The 25,833-nt window shown below is 71.2% G+C and carries 22 protein-coding genes; 5 read left to right on the plus strand and 17 right to left on the minus strand.

The window, feature by feature from the left end; genetic code table 11:
* Positions 1-260 precede the first annotated feature (260 nt).
* The 6 genes from QQS16_RS17415 to QQS16_RS17440 all read right to left on the minus strand — a co-directional run bounded on the left by QQS16_RS17415 (position 261) and on the right by QQS16_RS17440 (position 6,211).
* Positions 261-1,934, minus strand: a complete 1,674-nt coding sequence (locus QQS16_RS17415) for a beta-N-acetylhexosaminidase (protein WP_286062693.1) — start codon at positions 1,932-1,934, stop codon at positions 261-263.
* Positions 1,935-1,938: 4 nt separating this feature from the next.
* Positions 1,939-2,784: a carbohydrate ABC transporter permease gene (locus QQS16_RS17420; RefSeq protein WP_286062694.1), complete on the minus strand. Its 846-nt coding sequence runs from the start codon at positions 2,782-2,784 to the stop codon at positions 1,939-1,941.
* Positions 2,781-3,809, minus strand: coding sequence for a carbohydrate ABC transporter permease (locus QQS16_RS17425; RefSeq protein ID WP_502963806.1), 1,029 nt, complete (start codon positions 3,807-3,809; stop codon positions 2,781-2,783). Before QQS16_RS17425 ends, QQS16_RS17420 begins: the two co-directional genes overlap by 4 nt.
* Positions 3,810-3,814: 5 nt before the next feature.
* Positions 3,815-5,107 carry an extracellular solute-binding protein gene (locus QQS16_RS17430; RefSeq protein ID WP_286062695.1) on the minus strand — a complete coding sequence of 431 codons (1,293 nt, stop codon included), beginning with the start codon at positions 5,105-5,107 and terminating at the stop codon, positions 3,815-3,817.
* A 204-nt stretch (positions 5,108-5,311) separates the two neighbouring features.
* Positions 5,312-5,608, minus strand: a complete 297-nt coding sequence (locus QQS16_RS17435; protein WP_286062697.1) for a DUF3039 domain-containing protein — start codon at positions 5,606-5,608, stop codon at positions 5,312-5,314.
* Positions 5,609-5,638: 30 nt separating this feature from the next.
* Positions 5,639-6,211, minus strand: coding sequence for a YqgE/AlgH family protein (locus tag QQS16_RS17440; RefSeq protein WP_286062698.1), 573 nt, complete (start codon positions 6,209-6,211; stop codon positions 5,639-5,641).
* Between the two features lie 253 nt (positions 6,212-6,464).
* Here QQS16_RS17440 and murA point away from each other — a divergent pair, with 253 nt between their 5' ends.
* Positions 6,465-7,811: a UDP-N-acetylglucosamine 1-carboxyvinyltransferase gene (gene murA / locus QQS16_RS17445; RefSeq protein WP_286062699.1), complete on the plus strand. Its 1,347-nt coding sequence runs from the start codon at positions 6,465-6,467 to the stop codon at positions 7,809-7,811.
* A 116-nt stretch (positions 7,812-7,927) separates the two neighbouring features.
* Here murA and QQS16_RS17450 read toward each other — a convergent pair whose 3' ends face one another.
* From QQS16_RS17450 to QQS16_RS17485, 8 genes are all read right to left on the minus strand, one after another.
* The gene (locus QQS16_RS17450) at positions 7,928-8,209 is read right to left on the minus strand and encodes an HU family DNA-binding protein (protein ID WP_007382399.1); all 282 of its coding nucleotides are present in this window, start codon (positions 8,207-8,209) and stop codon (positions 7,928-7,930) included.
* 335 nt (positions 8,210-8,544) lie between these two features.
* Complete coding sequence (locus QQS16_RS17455; protein WP_286062706.1) at positions 8,545-9,972, minus strand: NAD-dependent malic enzyme; 1,428 nt, start codon at positions 9,970-9,972, stop codon at positions 8,545-8,547.
* Between the two features lie 355 nt (positions 9,973-10,327).
* On the minus strand, positions 10,328-12,640 hold the full coding sequence (locus tag QQS16_RS17460) for a HelD family protein (RefSeq protein ID WP_286062707.1): 2,313 nt from the start codon (positions 12,638-12,640) through the stop codon (positions 10,328-10,330).
* Positions 12,641-12,720: 80 nt separating this feature from the next.
* Positions 12,721-13,548: an anti-sigma factor family protein gene (locus QQS16_RS17465; RefSeq protein ID WP_286062708.1), complete on the minus strand. Its 828-nt coding sequence runs from the start codon at positions 13,546-13,548 to the stop codon at positions 12,721-12,723.
* A complete protein-coding gene (locus QQS16_RS17470; protein WP_010039908.1) occupies positions 13,548-14,069 on the minus strand; it encodes a sigma-70 family RNA polymerase sigma factor in 522 nt (173 codons plus the stop codon). Before QQS16_RS17470 ends, QQS16_RS17465 begins: the two co-directional genes overlap by 1 nt.
* 319 nt (positions 14,070-14,388) lie before the next feature.
* Entirely contained in the window at positions 14,389-14,982 is a 594-nt protein-coding gene (locus QQS16_RS17475) for a CGNR zinc finger domain-containing protein (RefSeq protein ID WP_286062709.1), read from the minus strand.
* Between the two features lie 125 nt (positions 14,983-15,107).
* Entirely contained in the window at positions 15,108-16,259 is a 1,152-nt protein-coding gene (locus QQS16_RS17480; protein WP_286062710.1) for a uroporphyrinogen-III synthase, read from the minus strand.
* Between the two features lie 139 nt (positions 16,260-16,398).
* Complete coding sequence (locus tag QQS16_RS17485) at positions 16,399-17,784, minus strand: nitrate/nitrite transporter (RefSeq protein WP_286062712.1); 1,386 nt, start codon at positions 17,782-17,784, stop codon at positions 16,399-16,401.
* 498 nt (positions 17,785-18,282) lie between these two features.
* On the opposite strand from QQS16_RS17485, the gene QQS16_RS17490 reads away from it, so the two are divergent.
* The 4 genes from QQS16_RS17490 to QQS16_RS17505 all read left to right on the plus strand — a co-directional run bounded on the left by QQS16_RS17490 (position 18,283) and on the right by QQS16_RS17505 (position 20,993).
* Complete coding sequence (locus QQS16_RS17490; protein WP_286062714.1) at positions 18,283-18,777, plus strand: MarR family winged helix-turn-helix transcriptional regulator; 495 nt, start codon at positions 18,283-18,285, stop codon at positions 18,775-18,777.
* Positions 18,778-18,901: 124 nt separating this feature from the next.
* Positions 18,902-19,525, plus strand: a complete 624-nt coding sequence (locus tag QQS16_RS17495; protein ID WP_286062715.1) for a DsbA family protein — start codon at positions 18,902-18,904, stop codon at positions 19,523-19,525.
* Positions 19,526-19,616: 91 nt separating this feature from the next.
* Entirely contained in the window at positions 19,617-20,423 is an 807-nt protein-coding gene (locus QQS16_RS17500; protein WP_286062716.1) for an MBL fold metallo-hydrolase, read from the plus strand.
* A 150-nt stretch (positions 20,424-20,573) separates the two neighbouring features.
* Complete coding sequence (locus tag QQS16_RS17505) at positions 20,574-20,993, plus strand: nuclear transport factor 2 family protein (RefSeq protein WP_286062717.1); 420 nt, start codon at positions 20,574-20,576, stop codon at positions 20,991-20,993.
* 42 nt (positions 20,994-21,035) lie between these two features.
* Here the strand turns inward: QQS16_RS17505 and QQS16_RS17510 are convergent, their stop codons facing one another.
* The 3 genes from QQS16_RS17510 to QQS16_RS17520 form a co-directional block, all read right to left on the minus strand.
* The gene (locus QQS16_RS17510) at positions 21,036-22,247 is read right to left on the minus strand and encodes an acyltransferase family protein (protein ID WP_502963913.1); all 1,212 of its coding nucleotides are present in this window, start codon (positions 22,245-22,247) and stop codon (positions 21,036-21,038) included.
* 5 nt (positions 22,248-22,252) lie between these two features.
* The gene (locus QQS16_RS17515) at positions 22,253-24,445 is read right to left on the minus strand and encodes a bifunctional polysaccharide deacetylase/glycosyltransferase family 2 protein (protein WP_286062718.1); all 2,193 of its coding nucleotides are present in this window, start codon (positions 24,443-24,445) and stop codon (positions 22,253-22,255) included.
* 600 nt (positions 24,446-25,045) lie between these two features.
* The gene (locus tag QQS16_RS17520; RefSeq protein ID WP_286062719.1) at positions 25,046-25,774 is read right to left on the minus strand and encodes a hypothetical protein; all 729 of its coding nucleotides are present in this window, start codon (positions 25,772-25,774) and stop codon (positions 25,046-25,048) included.
* Positions 25,775-25,833: the final 59 nt, after the last annotated feature.

A 25,833-nucleotide genomic window follows, 5' to 3' on the forward strand; every position in this document is an offset into this window, starting at 1 on the left:
CGCTGCCCCACCTGGTCCCACCTGTGCTGCCGTACGGTACGTGCTGACAGGGCGGATGTGGCAACTCTGGCACATCTTCGCAGGACCCGAAGACGGGGGTCCGCTAGGAGGCATTCGCCCGCCTCACCAGGGAGATGGTCCGGTTTCGCACGGCTTGGCCCGTGCATTCCGATTGACACTCTTCGGTGACCCTTGACGGCTTTTCCCGCCCGTGTTCGGGCGGGTCCGCCACGTTCCGCCCGGTCGGGAGCGGCGCCTCGCTATCTGTTCGGGGGTGGCCCCTCGATCGGCCGGCCGAGCACACCGGGCCGCCGCTGCCACGGCAACGGCCCGGCCGGCGGCCGGTAGCCGACCCCCAGGGCGTCGAGCAGGCGGTAGTGGGCCTCCATCCGGCGCTCGAAGTCGGCGAAGTCCCGCTCGGCGGGGGCGGGCAGGGGGCTCCAGGCCACCTCGGCGAAGGCGGCGAGCCTCGGGAAGGCCTGGTAGTCCACGCGGGCCTGGTCCTCCATCACCTCGGTCCACAGGTTGGCCTGGGTGCCGAGGACGTGCCGGGCCTCGTCCGGCGTCAACTCCGGTGGAACGGGCTCGAACCGGTAGACGTCCTCCAGGGTGCGGACGTACCCGATGGGGACCGGCTCGTCGGGGCCCTCGTGCTGACGGTGGTCCAGGTACACCTGCTGTTCGGGGCACATGACGACGTCGTGGCCCGCGCGGGCCGCGGCGATCCCGCCCTGGTACCCGCGCCAGGAGGACACGGCCGCCCCGGCGGCGAGACCGCCCTCCAGGATCTCGTCCCAGCCGATGAGCCGGCGCCCGCGCGCGGACAGCCAGGTGTCGAAGTGCCCGACGAACCACGCCTGCAACTCGTCCTCGTCCGCGAGGCCGAGTTCCGCGATGCGGGCCCGCGCCGCGGGTGACCGCCGCCACTGGTCCTTGAGGCATTCGTCACCGCCGATGTGGATGAACTCCGACGGGAAGAGACCGAGGAGTTCCTCGAACACCCCCTCGTAGAACCGCAGGGTGTTGTCGGTGGGAGCGAGTACGTTCGGGGAGATGCCCCAGCTGTCCCAGACCGAGAGGGAGGTCGTGTCGATGACGTCGGTGTTGCCGAGTTCCGGGTATGCGGCGATGGCGGCCTGCGAGTGGCCGGGTACGTCGATCTCGGGGACGACGGCGATATGCCGCTCGGCGGCGTAGGCGACGATCTCCCGGATGTCGTCCTGGGTGTAGAAACCGCCGTGCGGTTTCTCCTCCCACAGCGGTGAGGCGCGGTGGCCGAATTTCGTGCGCGCCCGCCAGGAGCCGGTCTCGGTGAGCTTCGGATACCGCTTGATCTCGACGCGCCAGCCCTGGTCGTCCGTCAGGTGGAAGTGGAGGACGTTGAGTTTGTGCGCGGCCATCAGGTCGAGGTAGCGCAGCACGCCGTCCTTGGGCATGAAGTGCCGGGCCACGTCGAGCATCAGCCCGCGCCAGCGGAAACGGGGACTGTCGTGGAGGGTGACCGCGGGGAACTCCCACTCCTCCCTGACGGCGACCGGGGCCCGGCGGAAGGCGTCCGGACCGAGCAGTTGACGCAGTGTCTGGGCGCCCCAGAACACGCCGGTCTCGCTCGCCCCGTCGATGGCGAGCACCTGTCCGTCGGCGCTCATGCGATATGCCTCGGGGCTGCCGAGTTCCCCGGCGAGTCCGGGGAGGATCCGCAGCAGGATGCGGTTGCCGTCGTCGCGGTGCGGCGGCAGCGGGTAGCCGGTCGCCGCGCCGACGGTCGTGCGCAGCCACCGCGCGACCCGTTCGGTGCCGGGGGCGGCCTCGATCCCGGTGTCGGCGTCGAGGCGGTGGCCCCGGCCCCCTCCGATCGGCGTCGTGAGACCGCGCGGGGCGGGGATGAGCCCCACGGGGAACCCCGGGTACCGGTCGTACGGAATACCGCTCATGCCCTCAGTCCTTCACCGCTCCGCCCAGTCCGGAGACCAGCCGTCGCTGTACGAGTACGAAGAAGATCAGTACCGGGATCGTCATCACCGTGGAGGCCGCCATGACACCGCCCCAGTCCGGGTCGTCCGGCTTGTAGAAGACGAGCAGGGCCATCGGCAGGGTGGACTGGGAGGTGTCGCTGATGATGAAGGACTTGGCGAACAGGAAGTCGTTCCAGGCCGAGATGAAGGAGAACACGCTCGTGGCCACCAGCCCGGGGAACACCAGCGGGAAAAGGATCTGCCACAGAAATCGCGCCCGGCTCGCCCCGTCGATGTACGCGGCCTCCTCCAGGGCCTCCGGAACCGCCTTCACGAATCCCCGGAGCATCCAGATCGCGAAGGGCAGCGAGAAGGCGATGTGCGGAAGGATCAGCGAACCCAGGGTGTTCAGCTGGCCGGCGTCCCGCATGAGGAAGAACAAGGGGATCGTCAGGGCCTCGACCGGCACCATCTGGGCCACCAGGAACATGATCAGCAAGGTGGTCCGGTAACGGAACCGGAATCGGGTCACGGCGGTCGCCGCGAGAAACGCGATCAGCGCGGAGACGATCACCACACTGCACGCCACAACCAGGCTGTTGAGGAAGTACCGGCCGAATTCCTGCTGTTCGAACACGCGCCGGAAGGAGTCCAGGGAAGGGGACAGCGTCCAGGGTCTCGGCCGGGCCGACTCGATCTCTCCGGCCGGTTTGAAGGCGCTGAGCACCATCCAGTAGAGGGGGAACGCGACGACGACCGCGATCAGCAGCGCGGAGGCCTCGGCGGCCGGCCGCCACGGGCGCCGCACCAGGCCACGTACGAGATTCACAGTTCCTCCCCCTGCCGGCGCAGCAGCCGCAGGTACCCGAGCGTGACCGCGAGCAGGATCAGCAGCATCACCACACCGATGGCGGAGCCGAGGCTGTACCGCGAGGACGCGAACGCCTGCTGGTAGGCGTACACGTTCAGCACGAGGTTCTGACCGGCGATGCCGCCGCCGTTGGTCATGACGTAGATCTGGGTGAAGACCTTGAAGTCCCAGATGACGGACTGGATGGTGACGACGGTGAGGATCGGCCGGAGCATCGGCGCGAGCACGGACCGCCAGATACGCCACTGCGAGGCGCCGTCCAGGGCGGCGGCCTCCAGCACCTCGCCCGGCACGGCGCGGATACCGGCGTACACCGTCACCATCACGAACGGGAAGGAGCACCACACCACTTCGAGCAGGACGAGGAGGAAGGCGCTGGCGCGCCCGTACGTCCACGAGTGGTCGCCGAGGCCCAGGACCCGGTTGACCGGGCCGAAGTCGGGGTCGAAGAGCAGCAGCCACACCGTCGAGCCGGTGACGGCCGGGGTCGCCCACGCGCCGAGCGCCGCCAGCATCAGCGCGAGCCGGGGCACGGCACGCACCCGGGTGAGCAGCACGGCGAGCGCGCAGCCGACCGCCAGCGTCGAGACGACACAGGCCGCCGCGAACAGGACCGTCGCCAGCAGCACCTGCCAGAACTGGCCGTCCCCGAACAGCTCGGCGTAGTTCCCGAAGCCCTGGAAGGTGGTCGGTTCGCCGCCGCTGACCTGCGCCTGGGTGTACTCGAAGAAGGAGATCAGGCCGAGCTGGTAGATGGGGTAGACGAGCAGTCCGCCCAGAACGACGAGGGCGGGCGCCAGATACAGCCAGGGCGTCCAGCCGCCCCGCCCGAGCGGGGAGCCGCCCTTCCCGGACCCGCCACGCGGCCGGCGTGTCTTGGGGGCGGCTGCTCCCCCGCCGTCGGGCCGGCCCGACGCGGCGCCGGCCGCCCGGACCGGGACCGGCCCGGGCGGCGCGCCGCCCGGCGCCGCGCGGTCGTGCACCGGCGTCACCCGACGGAACCGAACGCGTCGTCCATCTTGGCCGCCGCGTCCTTCGAGGCCGTCGCCACGTCCTTCTTGCCGGTGATGACCTCCTGGAGCAGGGTCGGCAGCACCAGCGAGGAGTCGATCTGCGACCAGGCGGGCGAGGCCGGCACGAACTTGGTGCCCGCCCCGAGCGTGTCCACGAAGGGCTTCACGTACGGCTGCCGCGCGGCGGCCTGCTGCCGTACGTCCGTGAAGGTGGGCAGGAAGCCCATCGCCCCGAACAGTTCCTCCTGCGTCTTCTTCGACGCCAGGCGCTTCATCAGGTCGACGGCGAGCGTGCGGTGCGAGGTGGTCTTCAGGACGCCGAGGTTGTTGCCGCCGGCGAAGGCGGGGGCGACCGAGCCGGACGCCACGCCCGGCAGCGGCACCACCGCGTACTTCCCCTTCACCTTCCCGGCCTCCACGGCCGCGTGGTTGAAGTCGCCGCCGATCGCCATGCCCGCCCGTCCGGCCGCGAAAGCGGTGATCGTGTCGTTGCCGCCCATGCCCGCGCACTTGGCGGCGGGACAGTTGTCGTCACTGAAGAGGGACGTGTACGCCGTGATGCCCTTCCGCGCGGCGGCGCTGTCGATGGCGGAGGTGTACGAGCCGCCCTCGCCGGTGGCGATCTCGCCGCCGTTGGCCCAGATGAACGGCATCGCGCCGTAGGTGAAGGCGCCGCCGACCACCAGGCCGTACAGCCCGGGCTCGGCGGCCCGGATCGCGCGGGCGGTGGTGGCCAGCTCGGCCATGTTCTTCGGGACGTCCAGGTTCAGTCGCGCGAAGACGTCGGTGCGGTAGTAGAGGGCGCGGACACCGACGAAGTACGGGGCCCCGTAGATCTTCCCGTTCACCGTCACCGACTGTCTCGCGGTCGGGTCGGTGTCCTTGGCCTCGCTCCAGGACGTGAAGTCCTGGGTGACGTCGGCGAGTCCGCCGTCCTTCACGTAGCCGGCCGTGTCGGTGTTGCCGTACTCGATGACGTCGGGGGCGCTCTTGGGGTCGTTGAAGGCGGCCTTCATGCGCTGGGCGCGGGTCTCGACGGGGATGTACTCGACGGTGACGTCGGTGTCCTCGTGCGCCTTCTCGAAGCCGGCGAGGACGGAGTCCACGACCTTCTCCTTGGGCGCGTTGTTGACCTCCTGGAAGAGCCAGACCCGCAGGGTGCCGGTCTGCTCGTCCTTGTCGGAGGAGGCGTTGTCGGACGTCTGGGGGGCGCAGGCGGTGACGACGACGGCCGCGAGCAGGACGGCCAGTCGGGGGGCGAGCTTCATGGAGTGGTCCTCCGAGCGTGCGTTGCAACATGTGCAATGACGGTTTCGCTCTGCACAACACCACGGAGGCTAGGGACTGGATGAACAGGTCCACAAGAGGTCTCAACCACTTCGTGACCCGCGAGGGCGCGAAAGACGCACGAAGGCCCCCGGGGACGCGCCGCAGCGCGCCCCGGGGGCCTGGGGAACCTCAGCCGGACAGGGCTACTTGTCGCCGCCCTTGTCCTTGTCGTCACCGCCGGAGCCCATGGACTCGTAGATCTCCTTGCACATGGGGCACACCGGGTACTTCTTCGGGTCGCGGCCCGGTACCCAGACCTTGCCGCACAGCGCCACGACGGGGGTGCCGTCGAGGGCGCTCGCCATGATCTTGTCCTTCTGGACATAGTGGGCGAAGCGCTCGTGGTCACCGTCGCCGTGGGACACCTGCGGCGCCGGCTCTACGAGGGTCCCCGTCCCAGTACCTCGCTGTGGCTGGGTCTCAGGCTCAAGAGTGCTCATAACAGCCAAGGGTACTGAAGGTCACACCCATCAGTTGAGCGAAGGGTCGTCCGGGTACGTGGCCACCATCGCGAGCTCGTTGCGCTGGCGGCGCAGGACCGCGCGCCACAGCCGCTCGGGGGACGGGGAGGAGACGTCACCGGGCTCCGACTCGACGACGTACCAGGCTCCCTCGACCAGCTCGTCCTCCAGCTGGCCGGGGCCCCAGCCGGCGTAACCGGCGAAGATGCGCAGGCTGCCGAGGGCGGAGGCGAGCAGTTCCGGCGGGGCCTCCAGGTCGACCAGTCCGATCGCGCCGTGCACCCGGCGCCAGCCCAGCGGGGCCCGGTCGACGGATCCGCCGCCCGGGATGACGGCGACGCCGAGGGCCGAGTCCAGGGAGACCGGGCCGCCCTGGAAGACGACACCGGGTTCGCCGGCGAGGTCCGCCCAGCCCTCCAGGATGTCGCCGACGTCCACCGGGGTGGGACGGTTGAGGACGACACCGAGGGAGCCCTCCTCGTCGTGGTCGAGAAGGAGCACCACCGCACGGTCGAAGTTCGGGTCCGCCAGGGCGGGCGTTGCCACGAGCAACCGCCCTGTGAGCGAGGACACCTCGGTCATGCCTGACATGATCTCGCATCTTCCCCGTGCGTGGGGAGCCAATGCCCGTACGGGAGTGAACGCAGCTCAGGGCGCACCGGTGCGCCCCCCGCGCACACACCGCGCCGGTGACCGCATGTGCCCGTCGGGGAACGGTTCGTGTTGTGACACAGCTATGACGGTCCCGGGCGGTCCTCGGGCTTACAGAAGGGGGGTGGGCGGCGATTACCCTTTCCCTTCTGGCCCCTGCCCCACTCATCGGAACGCGAGATACATGACCGTCAACGGCAATGATGACGTCCTGCTTGTCCACGGCGGCACCCCGCTGGAGGGCGAGATCCGTGTCCGCGGTGCGAAGAACCTCGTACCGAAGGCCATGGTCGCCGCCCTGTTGGGCAGCGAGCCGAGTCGACTGCGCAACGTGCCGGACATCCGTGACGTGCGGGTCGTACGCGGCCTGCTGCAACTGCACGGGGTGACGGTCCGTCCGGGAGAGGAGCCGGGCGAGCTGGTGATGGACCCCTCCCACGTGGAGAGCGCGAACGTCGCCGACATCGACGCGCACGCGGGTTCGAGCCGCATCCCGATCCTGTTCTGCGGCCCGCTGCTGCACCGCCTCGGTCACGCCTTCATCCCCGGTCTCGGCGGCTGCGACATCGGCGGCCGGCCCATCGACTTCCACTTCGAGGTGCTGCGCCAGTTCGGCGCGACGATCGAGAAGCGGGTCGACGGGCAGTACCTGGAGGCTCCGCAGCGGCTGCGCGGCACGAAGATCCGACTGCCGTACCCGTCCGTCGGCGCGACCGAGCAGGTCCTGCTGACGGCCGTCCTCGCCGAAGGCGTCACCGAGCTCTCGAACGCGGCCGTGGAGCCGGAGATCGAGGACCTCATCTGCGTCCTGCAGAAGATGGGCGCCATCATCGCGATGGACACCGACCGCACGATCCGCGTCACCGGCGTGGACAGTCTCGGCGGCTACGACCACGGCGCCCTGCCGGACCGTCTGGAGGCCGCCTCCTGGGCGTCCGCCGCGCTCGCCACCGAGGGCAACATCTACGTCAAGGGCGCCCAGCAGCGCTCGATGATGACGTTCCTCAACACCTACCGGAAGGTGGGCGGTGCCTTCCGGATCGACGACGGGGGCATCCGCTTCTGGCACCCCGGCGGCCAGTTGAAGTCCATCGCCCTCGAAACGGACGTCCACCCGGGCTTCCAGACGGACTGGCAGCAGCCGCTGGTGGTGGCGCTCACGCAGGCGACCGGCCTGTCCATCATCCACGAGACGGTCTACGAGTCCCGGCTGGGCTTCACGTCCGCGCTCAACCAGATGGGCGCTCACATCCAGCTCTACCGCGAGTGCCTGGGCAGTTCCGACTGCCGCTTCGGCCAGCGCAACTTCCTGCACTCCGCGGTCGTGTCCGGCCCCACCAAGCTCCAGGGCGCCGATCTGGTCATCCCCGACCTGCGCGGCGGCTTCTCGTACCTCATCGCGGCGCTGGCGGCCCAGGGCACGTCCCGCGTCCACGGCATCGACCTCATCAACCGGGGCTACGAGAACTTCATGGAGAAGCTCGTGGAGCTCGGCGCGAAGGTGGAGCTGCCGGGCAAGGCGCTCGGATAGTCCCACCCCGCCCGACAGCCCCCTGAGCACGACGATGGGGCGGCCGCCCGCACCGGGTGGCCGCCCCATTCGCGTTACTGAGCCTCGTACGCAAGTCCCGTCGCGTACGCGAAGGCTTACTTGCCCTTGGCGGCTTCCTTGAGCTTGGAGCCCGCGGAGACCTTCACGCTGTAGCCGGCCGGGATCTGGATCGGGTCGCCGGTCTGCGGGTTGCGCGCGGTACGAGCGGCACGGTGGGTGCGCTCGAAGGTCAGGAAGCCGGGGATGGTGACCTTCTCGTCGCCCTTGGCGACGATCTCGCCGACGGTCTCGGCGAACGCGGCCAGAACGGCGTCGGCGTCCTTGCGGGTCACCTCGGCGCGATCGGCCAGCGCGGCCACCAGCTCACTGCGGTTCATGTTGTTACTCCCGTGTTCTTCTTGCCGTTGAGGCGTGCCACGCGGCGGAGCCGCATGTTGGGCACAGCGAAAGCCGATGCTGCCAGGTTCCTCGGTGAGTCCCCGGAGCCGGGTCCGTCGTCAGACCCTCGCGCCCAGGGACGCATCCTGCCCCTACCTGCGGCGCGAAAGCCAATCCGGCGCCCGTAGGAGTCGTGAGAACACCCTTGGGGGTCACACGAAAAGAGGGTCCGAGCCTGGCCGACACGATAAACGTCTGCCAAGGACCCCGGGTTCCACGACGCGCCGGAGTCAAGCCGTGGCGATCGTCACAGCCGGTGACCGCCCGCCGGAGCCTACGACGCCGAGGGAGCCGCCGCGCCCGCGGCCTTCGCGGCCTCCCGCACCGCCCCGGCCACCGCGCCCGCGACCTTGTCGTTGAAGACGCTCGGGATGATGTAGTTCGCGTTCAGCTCGTCCTCGCTCACCACGTCCGCGAGGGCCTTCGCCGCCGCGATCATCATGTCGGTGTTCACCGTGCGGGACTGCGCGTCCAGCAGACCGCGGAAGACGCCCGGGAAGACCAGCACGTTGTTGATCTGGTTCGGGAAGTCCGAGCGGCCGGTGGCCACAACAGCCGCCGTCTGGCGGGCGATTGCCGGGTCCACCTCGGGATCCGGGTTCGCGAGCGCGAACACGATCGCGTTGTCGGCCATGGCGGCCACGTCGTCGCCGTCGAGGACGTTCGGGGCGGAGACGCCGATGAAGACGTCCGCGCCGCGCACGGCCGCCTTCAGCGTGCCGGTGAGACCCTCGGGGTTGGTGTTGTCGGCGATCCAGCGCAGCGCCGAGTCCGGGGCGGTGTCCACCAGGTCCTCGCGGCCGGCGTGGACCACGCCGTGGATGTCGGCGACGACGGCGTTCTTCAGGCCCGCCGCGATCAGCAGCTTGAGGATGGCCGTACCGGCCGCGCCGGCGCCGGACATGACGACCCGGATGTTCTCGATCGCCTTGCCCGCGACACGCAGCGCGTTCGTCAGGGCGGCCAGCACCACGATCGCCGTGCCGTGCTGGTCGTCGTGGAAGACGGGGATGTCGAGGGCCTCCCGCAGCCGCGCCTCGATCTCGAAGCAGCGCGGCGCGGAGATGTCCTCCAGGTTGATGCCGGCGAAGCCGGGCGCGATGGCCTTGACGATCTCGACGATCGCGTCGGTGTCCTGGGTGTCCAGGCACAGCGGCCAGGCGTCGATACCGGCGAACCGCTTGAAGAGGGCCGCCTTGCCCTCCATCACCGGCAGGGCGGCCTTGGGGCCGATGTTGCCGAGGCCCAGCACGGCCGAGCCGTCCGTCACGACCGCAACGGAGTTGCGCTTGATGGTGAGGCGGCGGGCGTCCTCGGGGTTCTCGGCGATCGCCATGCAGACCCGGGCGACACCCGGCGTGTAGATCATCGAGAGGTCGTCACGGTTGCGGATGGGGTGCTTGGACTGCATCTCGATCTTGCCGCCGAGGTGCATGAGGAACGTACGGTCCGAGACCTTGCCCAGCGTGACGCCCTCGATGTCGCGCAGCTGCTCGACGATCTCGTCGGCGTGCGCGGTGGAGGTGGCCGCGATGGTGACGTCGATCCGGAGCTTCTCGTGGCCGGAGGCGGTCACGTCGAGGCCGGTCACCGAGCCTCCGTGGGACTCGACGGCCCCGGTGAGCTGGGAGACCGCGGTTCCGCTCGCGGGCACCTCCAGCCGGACCGTCATCGAGTAGGAGACGCTGGGCGCCGTTGCCATGGCCGACTTCCTCTGCTTTCACCTGTGACGCTGGATGCTGTCCGATCGTCGCACCTACCGCCGAGTAGGCGTTAGCCGGGTGGGATTGCGAACGTTGTGTTCGCCGGACGGCCATCGGAACGCACCGGGCGGCCACAGAATCCGCCAGGGAACCGGCACAGAGAAGAGACCCACGTCACTCGGTGACGTGGGTCTCCTCGATGCTGAGTGGCACCGACCCGCCATGCTCGCCTCGCGGCAAGTGGTCGCTCGTAGCGACGAAGGTTGGGCCCGGGGGCTTGGATCGGGCCGGTGCCACATCCAGGCTAACAAACAGGAGCCGGAAGACCATTCCCGTGCGCGGAGTTCACCGGAATCAGTCCCGCAGCAGGTCCGGCAGCCCGGTCGCGTCGGGCGCGTCCCGCTCCCCCGACACCACCGTGAGCTGCTGCGTCGCCCGGGTGAGAGCGACGTAGAGCACCCGCAGCCCGGCCGGGGACTCGTCCGCGATCTCCGCCGGGGAGACGACCACCGTCGCGTCGTACTCCAGCCCCTTGGCCTCCAGGCTGCCGAGGGCCACCACGCGGTCGCCGAGCCCGGCGAGCCAGCGCCGGGCCTCCTCGCGGCGGTTCATGGCGACGACCACGCCGACCGTGCCGTCGACGAGGTCGAGCAGCCGGGCGGCCTCGGCCCGGACGGTCTGCGCGAGGGAGTCCCGTACGACGGCGAAGCGCGGCTGGACGCCGGTGGAGCGCACCGCCGAGGGGGACTCGGCGCCCGGCATGGCCAGCGCCAGCACCTTGGCGGCCAGTTCGGCGATCTCGGCCGGGTTGCGGTAGTTCACGGTCAGCTCGAAGCGGCGGCGCGGACGGCTGCCGAGCGCCTCGTCACGGGCCTGGGCCGCCTCGTCGGGGTCGGACCAGGAGGACTGGGCCGGGTCGCCGACGACCGTCCAGGTGGCGTGCCGGCCCCGGCGGCCGAGCATCCGCCACTGCATCGGGGTGACGTCCTGGGCCTCGTCGACGATGACGTGCGCGTACTCGGTGCGTTCCTGGGCGAGCCGCTCGGCCCGCTCGCGCTGGGTCTCCTCGCGGACCGGCATCAGCTCCTCCAGGCCGGTGAGCTGGTCGAGCGGGTCCAGCTCACGTCTGCGGCGCGGGCGGGCCGGGGCGCCGACGATCGCCTGGAGCTCGTCGAGCATGGCGATGTCGTGCACGGAGTGGCCGTCCCGGCGCAGGGAGCGGGCCACCTTGCGGACCTCTCCGGGGTTGAGGATCCGGCGGGCCCAGCGGCCGAGGCGCCGCTCGTCGGCCATCGCGGCGAGGACGGCCTTCGGGGTCAGCTCCGGCCACCAGGCGTCGAGGAACTCGATGAAGGCGTCCTCGGAGCTGACGTCCTCGTCGAAGGAGGACCGCAGCTCGGCGGCCAGCTCGGGGTCGGTGTGCCGGCCGGCCGCGCCGGACCGCGCCCACAGGGCGTCCAGGAGCAGCTTGCGGACGCGGGGACGCAGCAGGTTCACGGGGGCGGTGCCGCCGAGGGCGTTCTGCCGGACGCGGTCGAGCTCGGCGGCCTCCAGCTCCAGCCGCCGCCCGAAGGCGACGACTCTGAGCCGGGCCGGCGCGTCGTACGGCTCCAGGGCTCCGCGGGCGGCCTTCCGCAGCACCTTCAGCATGCGGTACGAGCCCTTGGCGCGGGCCACCGCCGGGGAGTCGTACTGGGTCGCCTCGACGCCGTCGACGAGCGAGCCGATCGCCCGGATGGCGACCTGGCCCTCCTCGCCGAGGGAGGGCAGCACGCCCTCGGTGTACGCGACGAGCAGCGGGGTCGGGGAGACGATCAGGATGCCGCCCGCGTACCGGCGCCGGTCCTGGTAGAGCAGGTAGGCCGCCCGGTGCAGGGCGACGGCCGTCTTGCCGGTGCCCGGGCCGCCCTCGACGTACGTCACGGAGGCGGCGGGGGCGCGGATCACCAGGTCCTGCTCGGCCTGGATGGAGGCGACGATGTCCCGCATGGTGTGGGTGCGCGCCTGGCCGAGGGCGGCCATCAGGGCCCCGTCGCCGATCACGGGCAGTTCGTCGCCGCCGAGGAACGCCTTCAGCTCGGGACGCATCAGATCGTCCTCGACGCCGAGCACCCTGCGCCCCTTGGAGCGGATGACGCGCCGGCGCACCACCCGCCCCGGGTCGACCGGGGTGGAGCGGTAGAACGGGGCGGCGGCGGGCGCCCGCCAGTCGATGACCAGCGGGCTGTAGTCCTGGTCGAGGACACCGATGCGGCCGATGTGCAGGGTCTCGGCGATCTCGGCGGTGTTGTCGTCCCGCACGGCGCCCTCGGCGGGTTCCACGGCGGTGTAGGCGCCGTCGGGCCCCTTCCTGCCGTCCTTGCCCGGCAGCAGGTCGATGCGGCCGAAGAGGAAGTCCTCGAACTCGTTGTTGAGGCGGTTGAGGTGCACCCCCGCCCGGAAGACCTGGGCGTCCCGTTCGGCGAGCGCGCCGGGCGTGCCGACCTGACCGCGCTTGGCCGCGTCGTTCATGAGGAATTCGGCCTCGTGGATCTTCTCCTCGAGGCGCTGGTACACACGGTTCAGGTGTGCCTGTTCGACGCTGATCTCTCGCTTCCGCACGGAGTCCTGGTGGACTTCCTGGGCGGAGTCGTGAACCGCGGTTTCCTGCTGAGCCTGAGCGGCCACCGGGCCCCCTTCTGACGTGCTGGGCAGCCGTCAACCGTACGCGAAGGTGGGCCCGGGAAGCTATGCGTGCGCTCAGTGGGTCATACGTCGATCTCGACGAGCTTCTTCCCGTCGGCGAAGTCGACGACCTCGATGCGGTCCGTCTCGTCGGGGGTCATGGACACGCCGCCGGTGATGTAGAGCGGGTTCCGGGCCTGCTCGGTGGTGGCGTCCGGGAGGCCGTAGCCCGCGGGCGGGACGGACCAGGTGGTGGCCGTCTCACGCTCGCCGTTCTTCCCGACGAAGATCAGGGAGCACTTGAGCGGGCCCTTGACCCCCTTGAGCTCGAGCACCGGCTCGGTGCCCCAGAGCTTCTTCTGCAGGGCGACGGTCGCACTGACGTTCGTCGTGGGGTCGGTCGCCGAGACCTTGTCCTCGATGGTGCCGAAGAGGTCCTTGGAGGGGTTGGCCGCGAGGACCTGGTTGCCGCCGCCCTCCGAGTCGCCGCCGCTCGTCGCCACGGCGGCGAACGGGCCGGCGACGATGAGCGCGGCCGCGGCCGCCACCATGTAGAAGCCGCGCCGGCGCTTCTGGGCGCGGCGTTCGGCGACCTCGTCGACCAGCTTGTTCACCAGGCGCGGGCTGGGCTTGGCGGAGAGCGACTCGCCGATGGCGGGGGTGCCGGAGCCCGGCAGGTCCGCGAGGGCGGCCAGCATCGGCTCCATCCCGGCGAGCTCGTCGAGTTGCTGGGCGCACCACTCGCAGCCGGCGAGATGGACCTCGAAGGCGGTTGCCTCGGCGTCGTCGAGGATGCCGAGTGCGTAGGCGCCTACGGTCTCGTGTTCGTTCGGACCCGGAGATCCCATCATGGGGCCAGACATACCCGAACCACCCGTACCGAATCCCTGTGATCCCCCGTAAACACTCATCACGCCGTCACCCCCCGCTCCTCCAGCGCCAGCTTCATCGACCGCAGGGCATAGAACACCCGGGAGCGGACGGTCCCGCTGGGTATGCCCAGGGTCTCGGCCGCCTCATTGACGGTACGACCCTTGAAATACGTCTCGACGAGCACCTCCCGGTGAGCCGGGGTCAGGTCGTCGAGCGCGTCGGACAACGTCATCAGCCACAGCGCCTTGTCGATCTCGTCCTCCGCGGGGATGACCTCCAGCGGCGACGGATCGACCTCCTGCGGCCGGGCCTGCCGGCTGCGGTGGCCGTCGATGACGATGCGCCGGGCGACCGTCACCAGCCAGGGGCGTACCGATCCGGTCGCTCGATTGAGCTGGCCGGCGTTCTTCCAGGCACGGATGAGTGTCTCCTGCACGACGTCCTCGGCTCTCTGCCGGTCGCCGGCAACCAGACGGAGGACATACGCAAGGAGGGGTCCGGCATGCTCTCTGTACAGCGCACGCATCAGCTCCTCATCAGGCTCCGAGGGCTGGGACATACGATGTCGGGCCCTCGTTCCACGTTCATTGGCCACGACGGAATCCTTGCGCACGCCCACCTCCGATGTCCGGGGGTTCCCCCAGTCGGTCGCTCGATCACGGGTACGGACGGCGTGAGTTGGATGTTCAACGTGGGGTGACAGTTTTCTTGTGGGTGACGTGACGAGGTTGGACATGGGTGCACATTCCCACCCCGCGATCTTTACATTTCCGTCACAGCGACAAGATCGAACCGACCGCCCGGGACGTTGAGAAGGTAAACGATGTGTAATCGAAGTCACTTCGAATGTCGTTCCACAGAACGGACATAACGGCCAGTCAGGCGCGGGTGGGTGCCGTGCGGCGGCGGTGCCGGGCCACCCTTTCGCGGTTTCCGCAGACCTCACTGGAGCACCAGCGCCTCCTGCGCCCCCGTGACGTGTCGAGGTAGACGAGGGGGCAGTTGTCCCCTTCGCACCGGCGCAGCCCGGCCCGCGCGACCGGGTCGGTGAGCAGCTCCACGACGTCCCGCGCGACGGCACCGAGCAGCCCCGCGCACTCGGGCGGGGCGGCCAACTCCCGTACGAGCGTGCCGTCCTCGCCGGGTACGGCGACCGGGGCGGGCGGGGCGGCGCGGGCGAGTTCGTTGACCCGGGCGAGCGCGAGGTCGTACGGGCGCCCCTCGGGGGCGAGTCCGCCGGGCACCAACTTCCGTACCCGGCCGCGCAGTTCACGGAACCCGGCGAGCCAGGAGGCGTCGGCGTGCGTCAGCCCGGTGCCCGCCGGGACCAGTCCGGACGCGGCGATCCAGGCGCGCAGCGCCGCGACCGAGTGGAGGCGTTCGACGGGGTGGGTGGTGGCGAGGAGGTCCAGACAGATCCGCCCGGCGTCGAACCTCAGCTCGTACGCGTCGGTGGCCGTACCCAGTGCCATGCGCCTGTCACCGCCTAGGGGTCACCCGGTGAGGAAACGTTCCCCTCACACAGTGCCTGCCCGATCCCCCCGCCGGAACCCCTCGTACCGGCGGTAAGGACGACAGTGGTGCCCCGGGTGCCCGCTCAGCCGTCCGAGTACTTGGCGTCGGCCGCCGGATCCAGCGCCAGCCGGTACCCGCGCTTGACGACCGTCTGGATCAGCTTCGGCGCCCCCAGAGCCGTCCGCAGACGCGCCATGGCCGTCTCCACGGCGTGCTCGTCGCGTCCGGCGCCGGGCAGCGCCCGCAGCAGCTCGGAGCGGGCCACCACCCATCCCGGGCGCCGGGACAGCGCCCGCATGAGCGACATCCCGGCCGGCGGGACCGGCTTCAGCTCGCCGTCCACCAGCACCGCGTGTCCCCGGATCTCCACCCGGTGACCGGCGATCGGCAGGGTGCGCGCCCGTCCCGGCAACTCCTGGCACAGCAGCTGGACCAGGGGTCCGAGGCGGAAGCGCTCGGGCGAGACCGTGTCGACGCCCCGGGCCTGGAGCGGCAGCGCGGTGACCGGGCCGACACACGCCGACAGCACGTCGTGGTTGAGCGCGGCGAGCAGTTCGGGCAGCAGACCGCGGTCCTCGGCGCGGGACAGCAGCGACGCGGCGGCCGGGGCACTGGTGAAGGTGAGCGCGTCCACCCCGCGCGAGACGGTCGCGTCCAGCAGCCGGTCCACCGGTCCGATGTCCTCCGGCGGCATCCACCGGTACACCGGGATCCCGAGCACCTCCGCTCCCCCGGCCCGCAGCGCCTCCACGAACCCGGGCAGCGGCTCGCCGTGCAGCTGGATGGCGATCCGGCGGTCCTCGACGCCCTCCTCCAGCAGCCGGTCGAGCACCTCGGCCATGGACTCGGAGGACGGCGACCACTCCTCGGTCAGTCCCGCGGCCCGTACCGCGCCCTTGACCTTGGGGCCGCGCGCGAGCAGTTCCACCCCGCGCAGCCGGGCCAGCAGGTCCTCGCCGAGGCCCCAGCCGTCGGCGGCCTCGATCCAGCCCCGGAAGCCGATGGCGGTCGTGGCGACCACGACGTCCGGCGCCTGGTCGATGACCTCCTTGGTCGCCGCCAGCAGCTCGCTGTCGTCGGCCAGCTGCACGATGCGCAGGGCGGGGGCGTGCAGGACGGAGGCTCCGCGCCGCTGGAGCAGTGCGCCCAGCTCGTCGGCCCTGCGCGCGGCGGTCACTCCCACGGTGAACCCCGCGAGGGGCCCCTGGTTCGGTCGCTGCTGTTCGTCGTACATAACTCTCGTCCCACACTCGAGTCGTTGCACCTGCGTGAGGCGGCCGCACCCAGGTATGAGGTGCTGGCACCCGCATGCCGAGCGAGCCTGTCAATGGTGCGTGACAGGCTCGGTTCGACTTGATGTCGGCGGTGTTACGTCACACTTCCGCGTAGTTGAGCTGCGGCTTCGCCTCCGAGGTGGTGGTCGTGTCCGCGGCGCGGCCGGCCGGGCGGCGAAGGTATACGGCCCAGGTGACCACGAAGCAGGCCGCGTAGAAGGCGAGGAAGGCGACGAAGGCGCCGGTCCCGGAGCCGTAGGAGAGGAAGGACTGGCGGAAGGCGAGGTTGATGCCGACGCCGCCGAGCGCGCCCACCGCGCCGATCAGGCCCATGGAAGCACCGGAGAGGCGGCGTCCGTAGGCGGCGGCCGCTTCCCCGTCCAGGCCCTTGGCCACGGCCTTCGTCTGGAAGATGCCGGGGATCATCTTGAACGTCGAGCCGTTGCCGAGGCCGGTGAGGACGAACAGCACCACGAACGCGACGGTGAACAGGGCCAGCGACTTCTCCATGCTGGCGGCGATGAGGACGGCGGTCGCCGCGCCCATGGCGACGTAGTTGTACAGCGTGATCTTCGCACCGCCGTACTTGTCGGCGAGCCACCCGCCGAGGGGCCGGATCAAGGAGCCGAGCAGCGGGCCGATGAAGGTGACGTACGCCGCCTCCAGCGGGGTCCGGCCGAACTGGTTGGTCAGCACCTGGCCGAAGGCGAAGCTGTATCCGATGAAGGAACCGAAGGTGCCGATGTAGAGGAAGGACATGATCCAGGTGTGCGCGTCCTTCGCGGCGTCCTTCGCGGCGCCGGTGTCGTTCTTCACGTTCTCGATGTTGTCCATGAAGAGCGCGGCGAGGACGGCGGCGACGACGATGAGCGGGATGTAGATCCCGAGCAGCACCCGCGGACCGCCGCTGGCGCCGATGACGGCGAGTCCGGCCAGCTGGAGCACCGGCACGCCGATGTTGCCGCCGCCGGCGTTGAGGCCCAGCGCCCAGCCCTTCTTACGGAGCGGGAAGAACGCGTTGATGTTGGTCATCGACGACGCGAAGTTGCCACCGCCGATACCGGCCAGCAGGCCGACCAGCAGGAACGTGCTGAAGGAGGTTCCCGGTTCCATCACCGTGAACGCGGCGACGGTGGGCACGAGGAGGAGGGCGGCCGAGACGATCGTCCAGTTCCGTCCGCCGAAGATCGCGACGGCGAAGGTGTAGGGGACGCGGACGACGGCGCCGACCAGCGTCACCATCGAGGTCAGCAGGAACTTGTCGGCCGGGGTGAGCCCGTACTCCGGGCCCATGAAGAGCACCAGCACGGACCACATGGTCCAGATCGAGAACCCGATGTGCTCGGAGAGGACGGAGAACAAGAGGTTGCGCTTGGCGACCTTCTCTCCGGTCTCCTTCCAGAAGGTCTCGTCCTCCGGATCCCACTGCTGGATCCAGCGGCCGCCCCTGCTCGGGGGTGCGGGGGCTGTGCTAGGGGCTGTCATGACGCCTCCACGGTGTACCGGGGCTCGGGTGGTGCGGGGGAGTGGCTGAGTCCCGACGGTAGGGAGGGCGCGTTTCCTGTCTGTGGCACTGAGTGACCGGAAGGGAACTTTGCTCTCACCCCGAGCGAAGTCGGGATGAGAGGTCCGGGCCGGTCCGGTGCCGTGGGGGCGGTGAGAGGGACCGCGCCAAGGGTACGGCCGGGCGGAGGTGAGCGCCGGGACGGACCGCGGCCGGGACCGACACGAGGACGCGGGGGCCGCCTCCGGACCGACACGAGAACGTGGGGGCGCCTCCGGGCCCGGCCGGCGTGAGCGGCCGGCGTGAGCGGCCGGCGTGAGCGGCCGGCGTGAGCGGCCGGCGTGAGCGGCCGGGCTGGCGTGCGGCTGGGCTGGCGTGCGGCTGGGCCGGCGTGCGGGCGGGGCCGGGAGCCGGCCGGTGCGCGGGATGATGGGCGACGGCGCGCACGCGCCGCGAGGGACGGCGGAAAGGCAGGGTCGGTGCCACGGGACGGGCAGATCACGACGGCCGAGCAGGCGGCGAACGACGACCTGGTGCTGGCGTTCGGCTGGTTGCAGGGAGCCGCGAACCGGCTGGAGTACATCCTGGGCCGGGCCATCGAGGAGGAGTGCGGGATCAGCCACCTCATGTTCGAGGTGCTGCTGATCCTGGGCCGGGCGGGCGGGCCGGGCCTGTCGATGGGGGCCATCGCGCAGGAGCGGGTCCTCACCACCGGCGGGGTGACCCGGCTGGTGGACCGGATGGAGACCGCGGGTCTGGTGGCCCGCGACGAGAACCCGGGGGACCGCCGGGGCCGGCTGGTGAGACTGACCCCCCTCGGGGAGGAGACCGCGGTGCGGGCCGCCCGGCTGCACGCCGAGAACGTGCGGCGCCTCTTCCTCGACGCGCTGCCCCCCGAGCGCCGCGAGCAGTTCACGCGTGACCTGCGGACGGTCAGCCTGGCCGCGCGCGACGCGCTGCCCCGCCTGCGCTGAGGAGCCCCCGGGCGACGCCGCCGAAAGTCAGGGCACCCCGAGGAAATACCTGACACGTCAGATACTGTTGTCTCAGGTGAATGGCCCGCGGCAGGCGGGTCCGGCAACCAGGAGGCAGGTCCTCATGCGGCTCGTCCACGTCTTCGACGCCTACTGCGGTTGGTCGCACGGCTTCGCGCCGGTCCTGGCCGAGGTGGTCCGACGCCACCCGGGCCTGGACATGGAGGTGGTGTCCGGCGGCCTGTTCACCGGTGCGCGGCGGACGCCGATCCGGGAGTTCGGGTACGTCCAAGGCGCCAACGCCGAGATCAGCGAACGGACCGGGGCCGAGTTCGGGCCCGGTTACGCCCGGCTGATCGAGGACGGCTCGTTCGTGATGGACTCCGAGGCCGCCGCGCGGGGTGTGGCCGCGTTGCGGCAGGCCGCGCCCCACCGCATCGTGGAACTGACCGCCGCGCTCCAGCACGCGTTCTACGTGGACGGCCTGAGCCTGTCCGACCCGGCCACCTACCGCGTCCTCGCCGAAACGGCCGGCCTGGACCCGGATGCCCTGGTGCGGGCGTTCACCGCGCCGGAGACGGCCGCCGCCGCGCGGGACGACTTCGCGCGCGCCGCCGGCCTGGGCGTCCGCGGCTTCCCCACCCTGCTGGCCGTGGCAGGCGGGCGCGTCACGGTCCTGGCCGTCGGCCACGCCGGCCCCGACGAGATCGACGAACGCCTGGCCGCCGCCCGGGCCGCCACGGCCTGACCGCCGTCACCCCTCCCCCCCGTCGGGCCGCCCCTTTCCCGGCCCCGCCTTTCTCCCTTCTCCCTTCTCCCTTCTCCCCTGAGGAACCACGATGAGCACCCTCGACTTCAAGGTCATCGACCTGGACTTCCCCGTCGGCTCGAAGAACAAGACGGCCACCCTGATCACCGGTGAGCGGGAGGCGTTCCTGATCGACGCCGGGTTCACCCGCGCCGACGGGCACCGCCTGGTCGCCGAGATCCTCGACTCCGGCAAGACGCTGACCACGGTCTACGTCAGCCACGCCGACCCCGACTTCTACTGGGGCGCCGAGGTCATCGCCGACGCCTTCCCCGAGGCCGAACTCGTCGCCACCCCGCTGGTGATCGAGCACATCGGGGCCGCCTACGAGGCCAAGCTCAAGGCCTGGGAGGCCGTCGGCGCCAACCGGCCCACCCGGCTGGTCGAGCTGACCGCGCTGACCGGCGACCTCACCTTCGAGGGCCACGTCTTCCAGCTGAAGGGCGGCCACCCGGGCCTGCCCGACCGGCACTACCTGTGGCAGGCCGAGCACCGGGCGATCGTCGCCGGCGTGCTGCTCTTCCAGCGCGAGCACGTCTGGGTGGCCGACACCGCGACGCCCGAGTCCCGCGCCGTGTGGATCGAACTGCTCGACGAGATGACGGCCCTGGACCCGGCCTTCGCCGTCCCCGGTCACCGGCTGCCCACGGACACCCTCGACGTGAGCCCGATCACCCACACCCGTGACTACCTCGTCGCGTTCGAGGAGGAACTCGCCAGGGCCGAGAACGGCGAGGCACTGACCGAGGCACTGGTCGCCCGCTACCCCGACGCCGGGATGCTCATCGCCGCGCAGATCGGGGCCAAGGTCGCCAAGGGCGAGATGAACTGGGGCTGACCGTCCCGGTACTCGGTGCGGTGCCGGCGCCGTCGGCCGCCCGGCACCGCACCCCTCCCGCCGGCGCACCCCTCCCGCCGGCGCACCCCTCCCGCCGGCGCCCCCATCCCCCTCAGTCCCTCAGTCCCTCAGTCCCTCAGAGAGGCCACCATGAACGAGCCCACCGACTTCTCCGCCTCCACCGCCCCCGCCGACGTGGTGCGGCGCCAGTACCTCGCGTCCGCCCACGGTGACCTCGAAGCGCTGCGGGCCACCCTCGCCGACGACGTGGAGTGGACCGAGATGGCGGGCTTCCCGCTGGCCGGCACCTACCGCACCCCCGACGGCGTCACCGCCAACGTGATGGAGCGGCTGGGCGAGGACTGGGACGGCTGGACCGCCCACGACGACACCTATGTCGTCGACGGGGAGAACGTCGTGGTCCTCGCCCGCTACACCGCCACCAACAAGGCCACCGGCAGGGACATCGACGTCCGCGTCGCCCACCACTTCGTCGTCCGCGGCGGCCGGATCGTCCGCTTCGAGCAGTTCGTGGACACCGCCAAGGTCCGCGAGGCGATGCCGGCCTGACCGCTCACGCCCGCCGACGCCGGCCCCTACCGGCCCGACCGCTCACCGGTGCCTGCCGGTAGGGGTCCGGCCCGTACCGGCCCGGCCCGCGCCGTCCGGCCACAGCCGTGGGCGTCGCTTCGCCGCCAGGTCCTCCGCCCAGCCGAAGGCGAGCACGCACCCGCCGATGAGCAGCCAGACGAGCACCAGGACGGGCCAGGAGCTCTCCAGCAGGCCGGGGTACTGGTCCGCCAGGACGTCGAAGCCCCACAGGTGGTCCCAGAGGGTGGCCGCGACGACGATGCACGTGTTGTGCCACAGGTAGATCGTCACCGCCCGGGCGTTGAGGAGGGTGATCACCCGGCTCCAGCGCCGCAGTCGGCCCGGCCACTCGGACCAGGACGGGCTGAAGTGCAGGAGCAGCATCACCGTCGCGAAGGACCACAGGGACTGGGCGAACGGGATGCCGTCCAGGTCGTTGCCCTGCTTGAAGCCGTGGGTCAGGGCGTACCACAGGCCCAGGCAGGCGATCACCGGTGCCACGGACGGCACGACGTACTGCGGCAGGCGCCGGAGGATGCCCTCCTGGTGCGCCATGCCCAGGATCCAGCAGGCGCCGAAGGTGCTGAAGTCGGTCAGCGCCGACGGGAACCGCTCGCCGGGCAGGGTGAGGTAGCCGAACTCGAAGCACGCCGCCAGGACGATCGGCGACACCATCGTCACCAGGGGCAGCGAGCGCAGGGCCTTCAGCAGGAACGGGGACAGCAGCACGAACCAGAGGTACGCGCGGATGTACCAGAGCGGGCCGGCGAGTTGCTCCGCCCAGCCCTCGCCGAGGACGCCGTACACCCCGGCCAGTCCCTCGGCGTACGGCGGGTCGCTCAGCGGCAGGATCCAGTAGGTGAGGTGGAGCCACCACCAGCCGGGGTGGCCGTCGTCGTCCGGGCTCCAGCCCTGGAGCAGCATGCCGCTCACACCGATCGCGCCGAGCAGCCACAGCGGCGGCAGCAGGCGGCGCATCCGGCCGCGGACGACCTGGAGGGCCGGGCGGCTCTTCAGGGAGCGGGCCATCAGGTTGCCCGCGAGCGCGAACATCACGCCCATGGACGGGAAGACCAGCGGGAGCCAGGCCCAGCCCATGAGGTGGTAGAGGACGACCCGGAAGAGGGCCAGGGCCCGCAGGAGGTCGAAGTAGCGGTCGCGGACGGGAGCCGTCGTACGGGTCCGTTGCTCGGGGAGGTCCGGTGTGTCCTGCGGGTCGGCCCGCACAGGCACGGTGCTCACGCGACCGGCCTCCCGTCCACGACCGGGTGGCGCTCGGCCGGCGCGCCCGGCGGCGCCGACACCCCGCCCATGCGGCGCAGCTTCTGCCAGCGCAGCCGGCCGCCGGTCAGGGCGGTGATCCAGGACTGGAGCAGCACGACGTACATCAGTTGGCGGTACAGGATCTGCTGCAACGGCAGCGAGATCAGCGGGGTGAGCCGCTCGCGGTCGAGGATGAAGGCGTACGTCGCGCAGGCCGCCTGGATGGCGAGGACGCCGAACCAGGCCACGATCGTCTTCTCGGTGGGGCCGAAGACCAGGCCGTAGATGAGGAACACGTCGATCAGCGGGGCCAGCAGCGGTGCCAGGACCATGAACAGGGACACCAGCGGGAGCCCGACCCGGCCGAAGCGGCCCGAGGGGCCCCGGTCGAACAGGGCGCGGCGGTGCTTCCAGATCGCCTGCATGGTGCCGTACGACCAGCGGTAGCGCTGGGACCACAGCTGCTGGACGGACTCCGGGGCCTCGGTCCAGGCGCGGGCCTTCTCCGCGTAGACGACCCGCCAGCCGTCGCGGTGGATGGCCATGGTGATGTCGGTGTCCTCGGCGAGCGTGTCGTCGCTCATGCCGCCGACGCGTTCCAGGGCGGTGCGGCGGAAGGCTCCCACCGCGCCCGGGATGGTCGGCATGCACTGCAGGACGTCGTACATCCGGCGGTCCAGGTTGAAGCCCATCACGTACTCGATGTGCTGCCAGGCGCCGATCAGGGTGTTCTTGTTGCCGACCTTCGCGTTGCCGGCGACGGCGCCGACGCGGGGGTCGCCGAAGGGCTGGACCAGTTCGCGGACCGTGGACGGCTCGAAGACGGTGTCGCCGTCCATCATCACCACGAGGTCGTGGCGGGCGTTGGCCACGCCCCGGTTGAGGGCGGCGGGCTTGCCCGCGTTGAGCTGGCGGACCACCCGGACGTTCGGCAGGGCGAGGTTCTCCACGATCCTCGCGGTGCCGTCGCTGGACCCGTCGTCGATGACGAGGACCTCGATCGGATGGTCGCTGGCCATCAGCGAGCGGACGGTGCTCTCGATGCACTTGGCCTCGTTGTACGCCGGAACCAGCACCGACACCGGTTCGGTGACCGGCGGGCCCCAGCTGAAGTCGCGGTGGCGCACGCGGCGGGCGTGGATGCCGGAGAGCAGGAGCATCAGGCCGAAGCGGGCGATGACCAGGAAGCCGATGATCGCCAGGCCGACCGCCAGGACCGCGGTGACGTGGTCGGAGGCCTGCACGAGGAAGACCCAGGCCTTGCCCTTCCAGAGGTCGACGCCGGTGGCCCGGGTGTGCGCGCTGGGGGCGTCGAGGGTCTCGGTGAGGTTGCCGAACCGGTAGCCCTCGGCCTTCATCTTCGGCAGGAACCGGTCCAGCGCCTCGACCGTCTGGTGCCGGTCGCCGCCGGAGTCGTGCATCAGGACGATCGCGCCCTCGCCGCCCTCGGGGGTGACGTTGCGGATGATCCGGTCGGCTCCGGGCTTGCTCCAGTCCCGGCTGTCGACGCTGGTGACGACGGTGATGTAGCCGCGGGCGCCGATGTACTCGGTGACCGCCCAGGACTCGTTGTCCATGGACGCGGCGTACGAGGAGTACGGCGGCCGGAACAGCGAGGTGCGGATGCCCGCGGCGCCGGTGATCGCGAGCTGGTTCTGCGACAGCTCCCAGTCGATGCGCTTCTTCGACTGGAGGGAGAGGTCGGGGTGGTTGAAGGTGTGCAGCCCGATCTCGTGGCCCTCGTCGACCATGCGCCTGACGAGGTCCGGGTAGCGGGAGGCCATGGTGCCGGTGACGAAGAAGACGGCGTGCGCGTCGTGCTTCTCCAGCACGTCCAGGACCTTGGGGGTCCAGGTCGGGTCGGGGCCGTCGTCGAAGGTGAGGACCATCCGGTGGTCGGGCACCTTCAGCGTGCTGGGACGGCCGGTGCGGGTGTCGATGACCGGCCCGCCGTCGACTATCTCCTGGGGCACCTTGTCGGCGGAGGCCTCGGGCCGGATGCGGTGGTCGGCGAGGATCTCGCTGTGGACGTAGCCGCGCAGCATCAGCATCGCCATCAAGGCGGCGAGGACGAGCAGCGGCAGCAGCAGACGCATGGGCAGGCGGCGGCGCCGGGAGCCGTCGGGGGCTCCGGTCGCGGCCCCGGGACGGCGGGGACGGGATGCCATCAGAGGTTGTGCTCCGGGGACGGGGATGCCATCGGACGATGGACACCGGGTACGGCGGTGCCATCAGACGATGAGCACCGAAGTCGGGGTGTCGTCACTACGGACACCGGGACGGACAAGGCGGACGCCCGCGGGTGATGAGCGCCGGGGAGAGGGAGGCCGGCGGGCGGTGAGGACCATGGGTGAGGGTCCTGCGGCGACGGCCCCCGGGGTACGGGGAGCCGTCGGGCGGCGGCACGATCGGCGAACGGGGTACTGCGGAACCGGCGACGCCGACCGAGCACGGCGCGCCGGGAAGACGCGGAAGGCGGAGCGAGCGCGGGATGCCGGGACACTGCCCCGCGCCGGGAGGACGCGGGACGCGCAGCCCTGCCGGTCCGCCGGCGTCCCCGCGCGCGGCGCGGTCGGCTGCCGGGCGGGAGGAACGGAGTTCCGGACGACGGACGCCCTCCTGGCCCGCCGGGCCGTGGGACGTCAGGCACCAGGAGCGGGGCCCCGCCGGGCGACCGGCACTCACCTCACCCACCCCGCCGTCGGCCACCCCGCACCACGGCCGGGCATGCCGTGAGGCGAGGTGGTGCGGCGAGATCGGTGACGGCATCAGGCGACGGGTGCCGTGGGCGGCACGGGTGCCGTCGGCTCGGGTGCCGTGGCGCCCGGCTCGGTCGCGATCGGCGTCGGTTCGCTCGGACCGTCGGCCACCGTGCCGGTGCCGGGACCCGCGGTGCCCGCGGTCTCGGTCGGGGTGGGCTCGGCCGGGGTCGGGGTCGGGGTCGGCTCGGGCGGGTCCGTGACCGTCGCGGTCGCCGTCGGGGTCGGGGTCGACTGCGTCGGGCCGGTGCCCGGTCCCGGGGCCGTGCCGGTCGGACTCGGCACGGGGTCGTCCGAGGTGACCCGCCTGCCGGGGCTGGTGCCGACGCCGCCGGGCGCGGTGACGCCGGGAGCCGGCGCGGTCGCGGTGGCCTGGCCGGCCGTCGGGGTGGGCCCGGGCGAGACGGCGCCGGTGCCGACGGGCGGCGCGGGCGCGGCGGGCACCGGAGTGGTGTCGACCCTGCCCGCGGGCTGGCCCTCCTCCTGCCCCGGCACGGGCAGCCAGGCCGCGTTGGAGTTGCCGGACAGCAGCGTGGCGACGATGACGACGGCGTACACCGCGCAGGCCAGTCCGACCACGATGCCGATGCGCCGGAAGCGGCGGCTGCGGCGGCCCGACTCGTCCACGAAGACGGGCCCGTCGGACCCGTCCTGACCGCCGGCCGGCCCGGCCCCCTTGGCCTGCCGCACGAGCAGGTCCTCCAACTGTCGGCCTATGCCGTCGAGTTGGATCGTCACCTCGTACGGGTCATGGGAGGGACCACTTCCGGGATCGCCCCCGGACCCGCCCGTCGGCG

Source organism: Streptomyces sp. ALI-76-A (assembly GCF_030287445.1).
GTDB lineage: Bacteria > Actinomycetota > Actinomycetes > Streptomycetales > Streptomycetaceae > Streptomyces.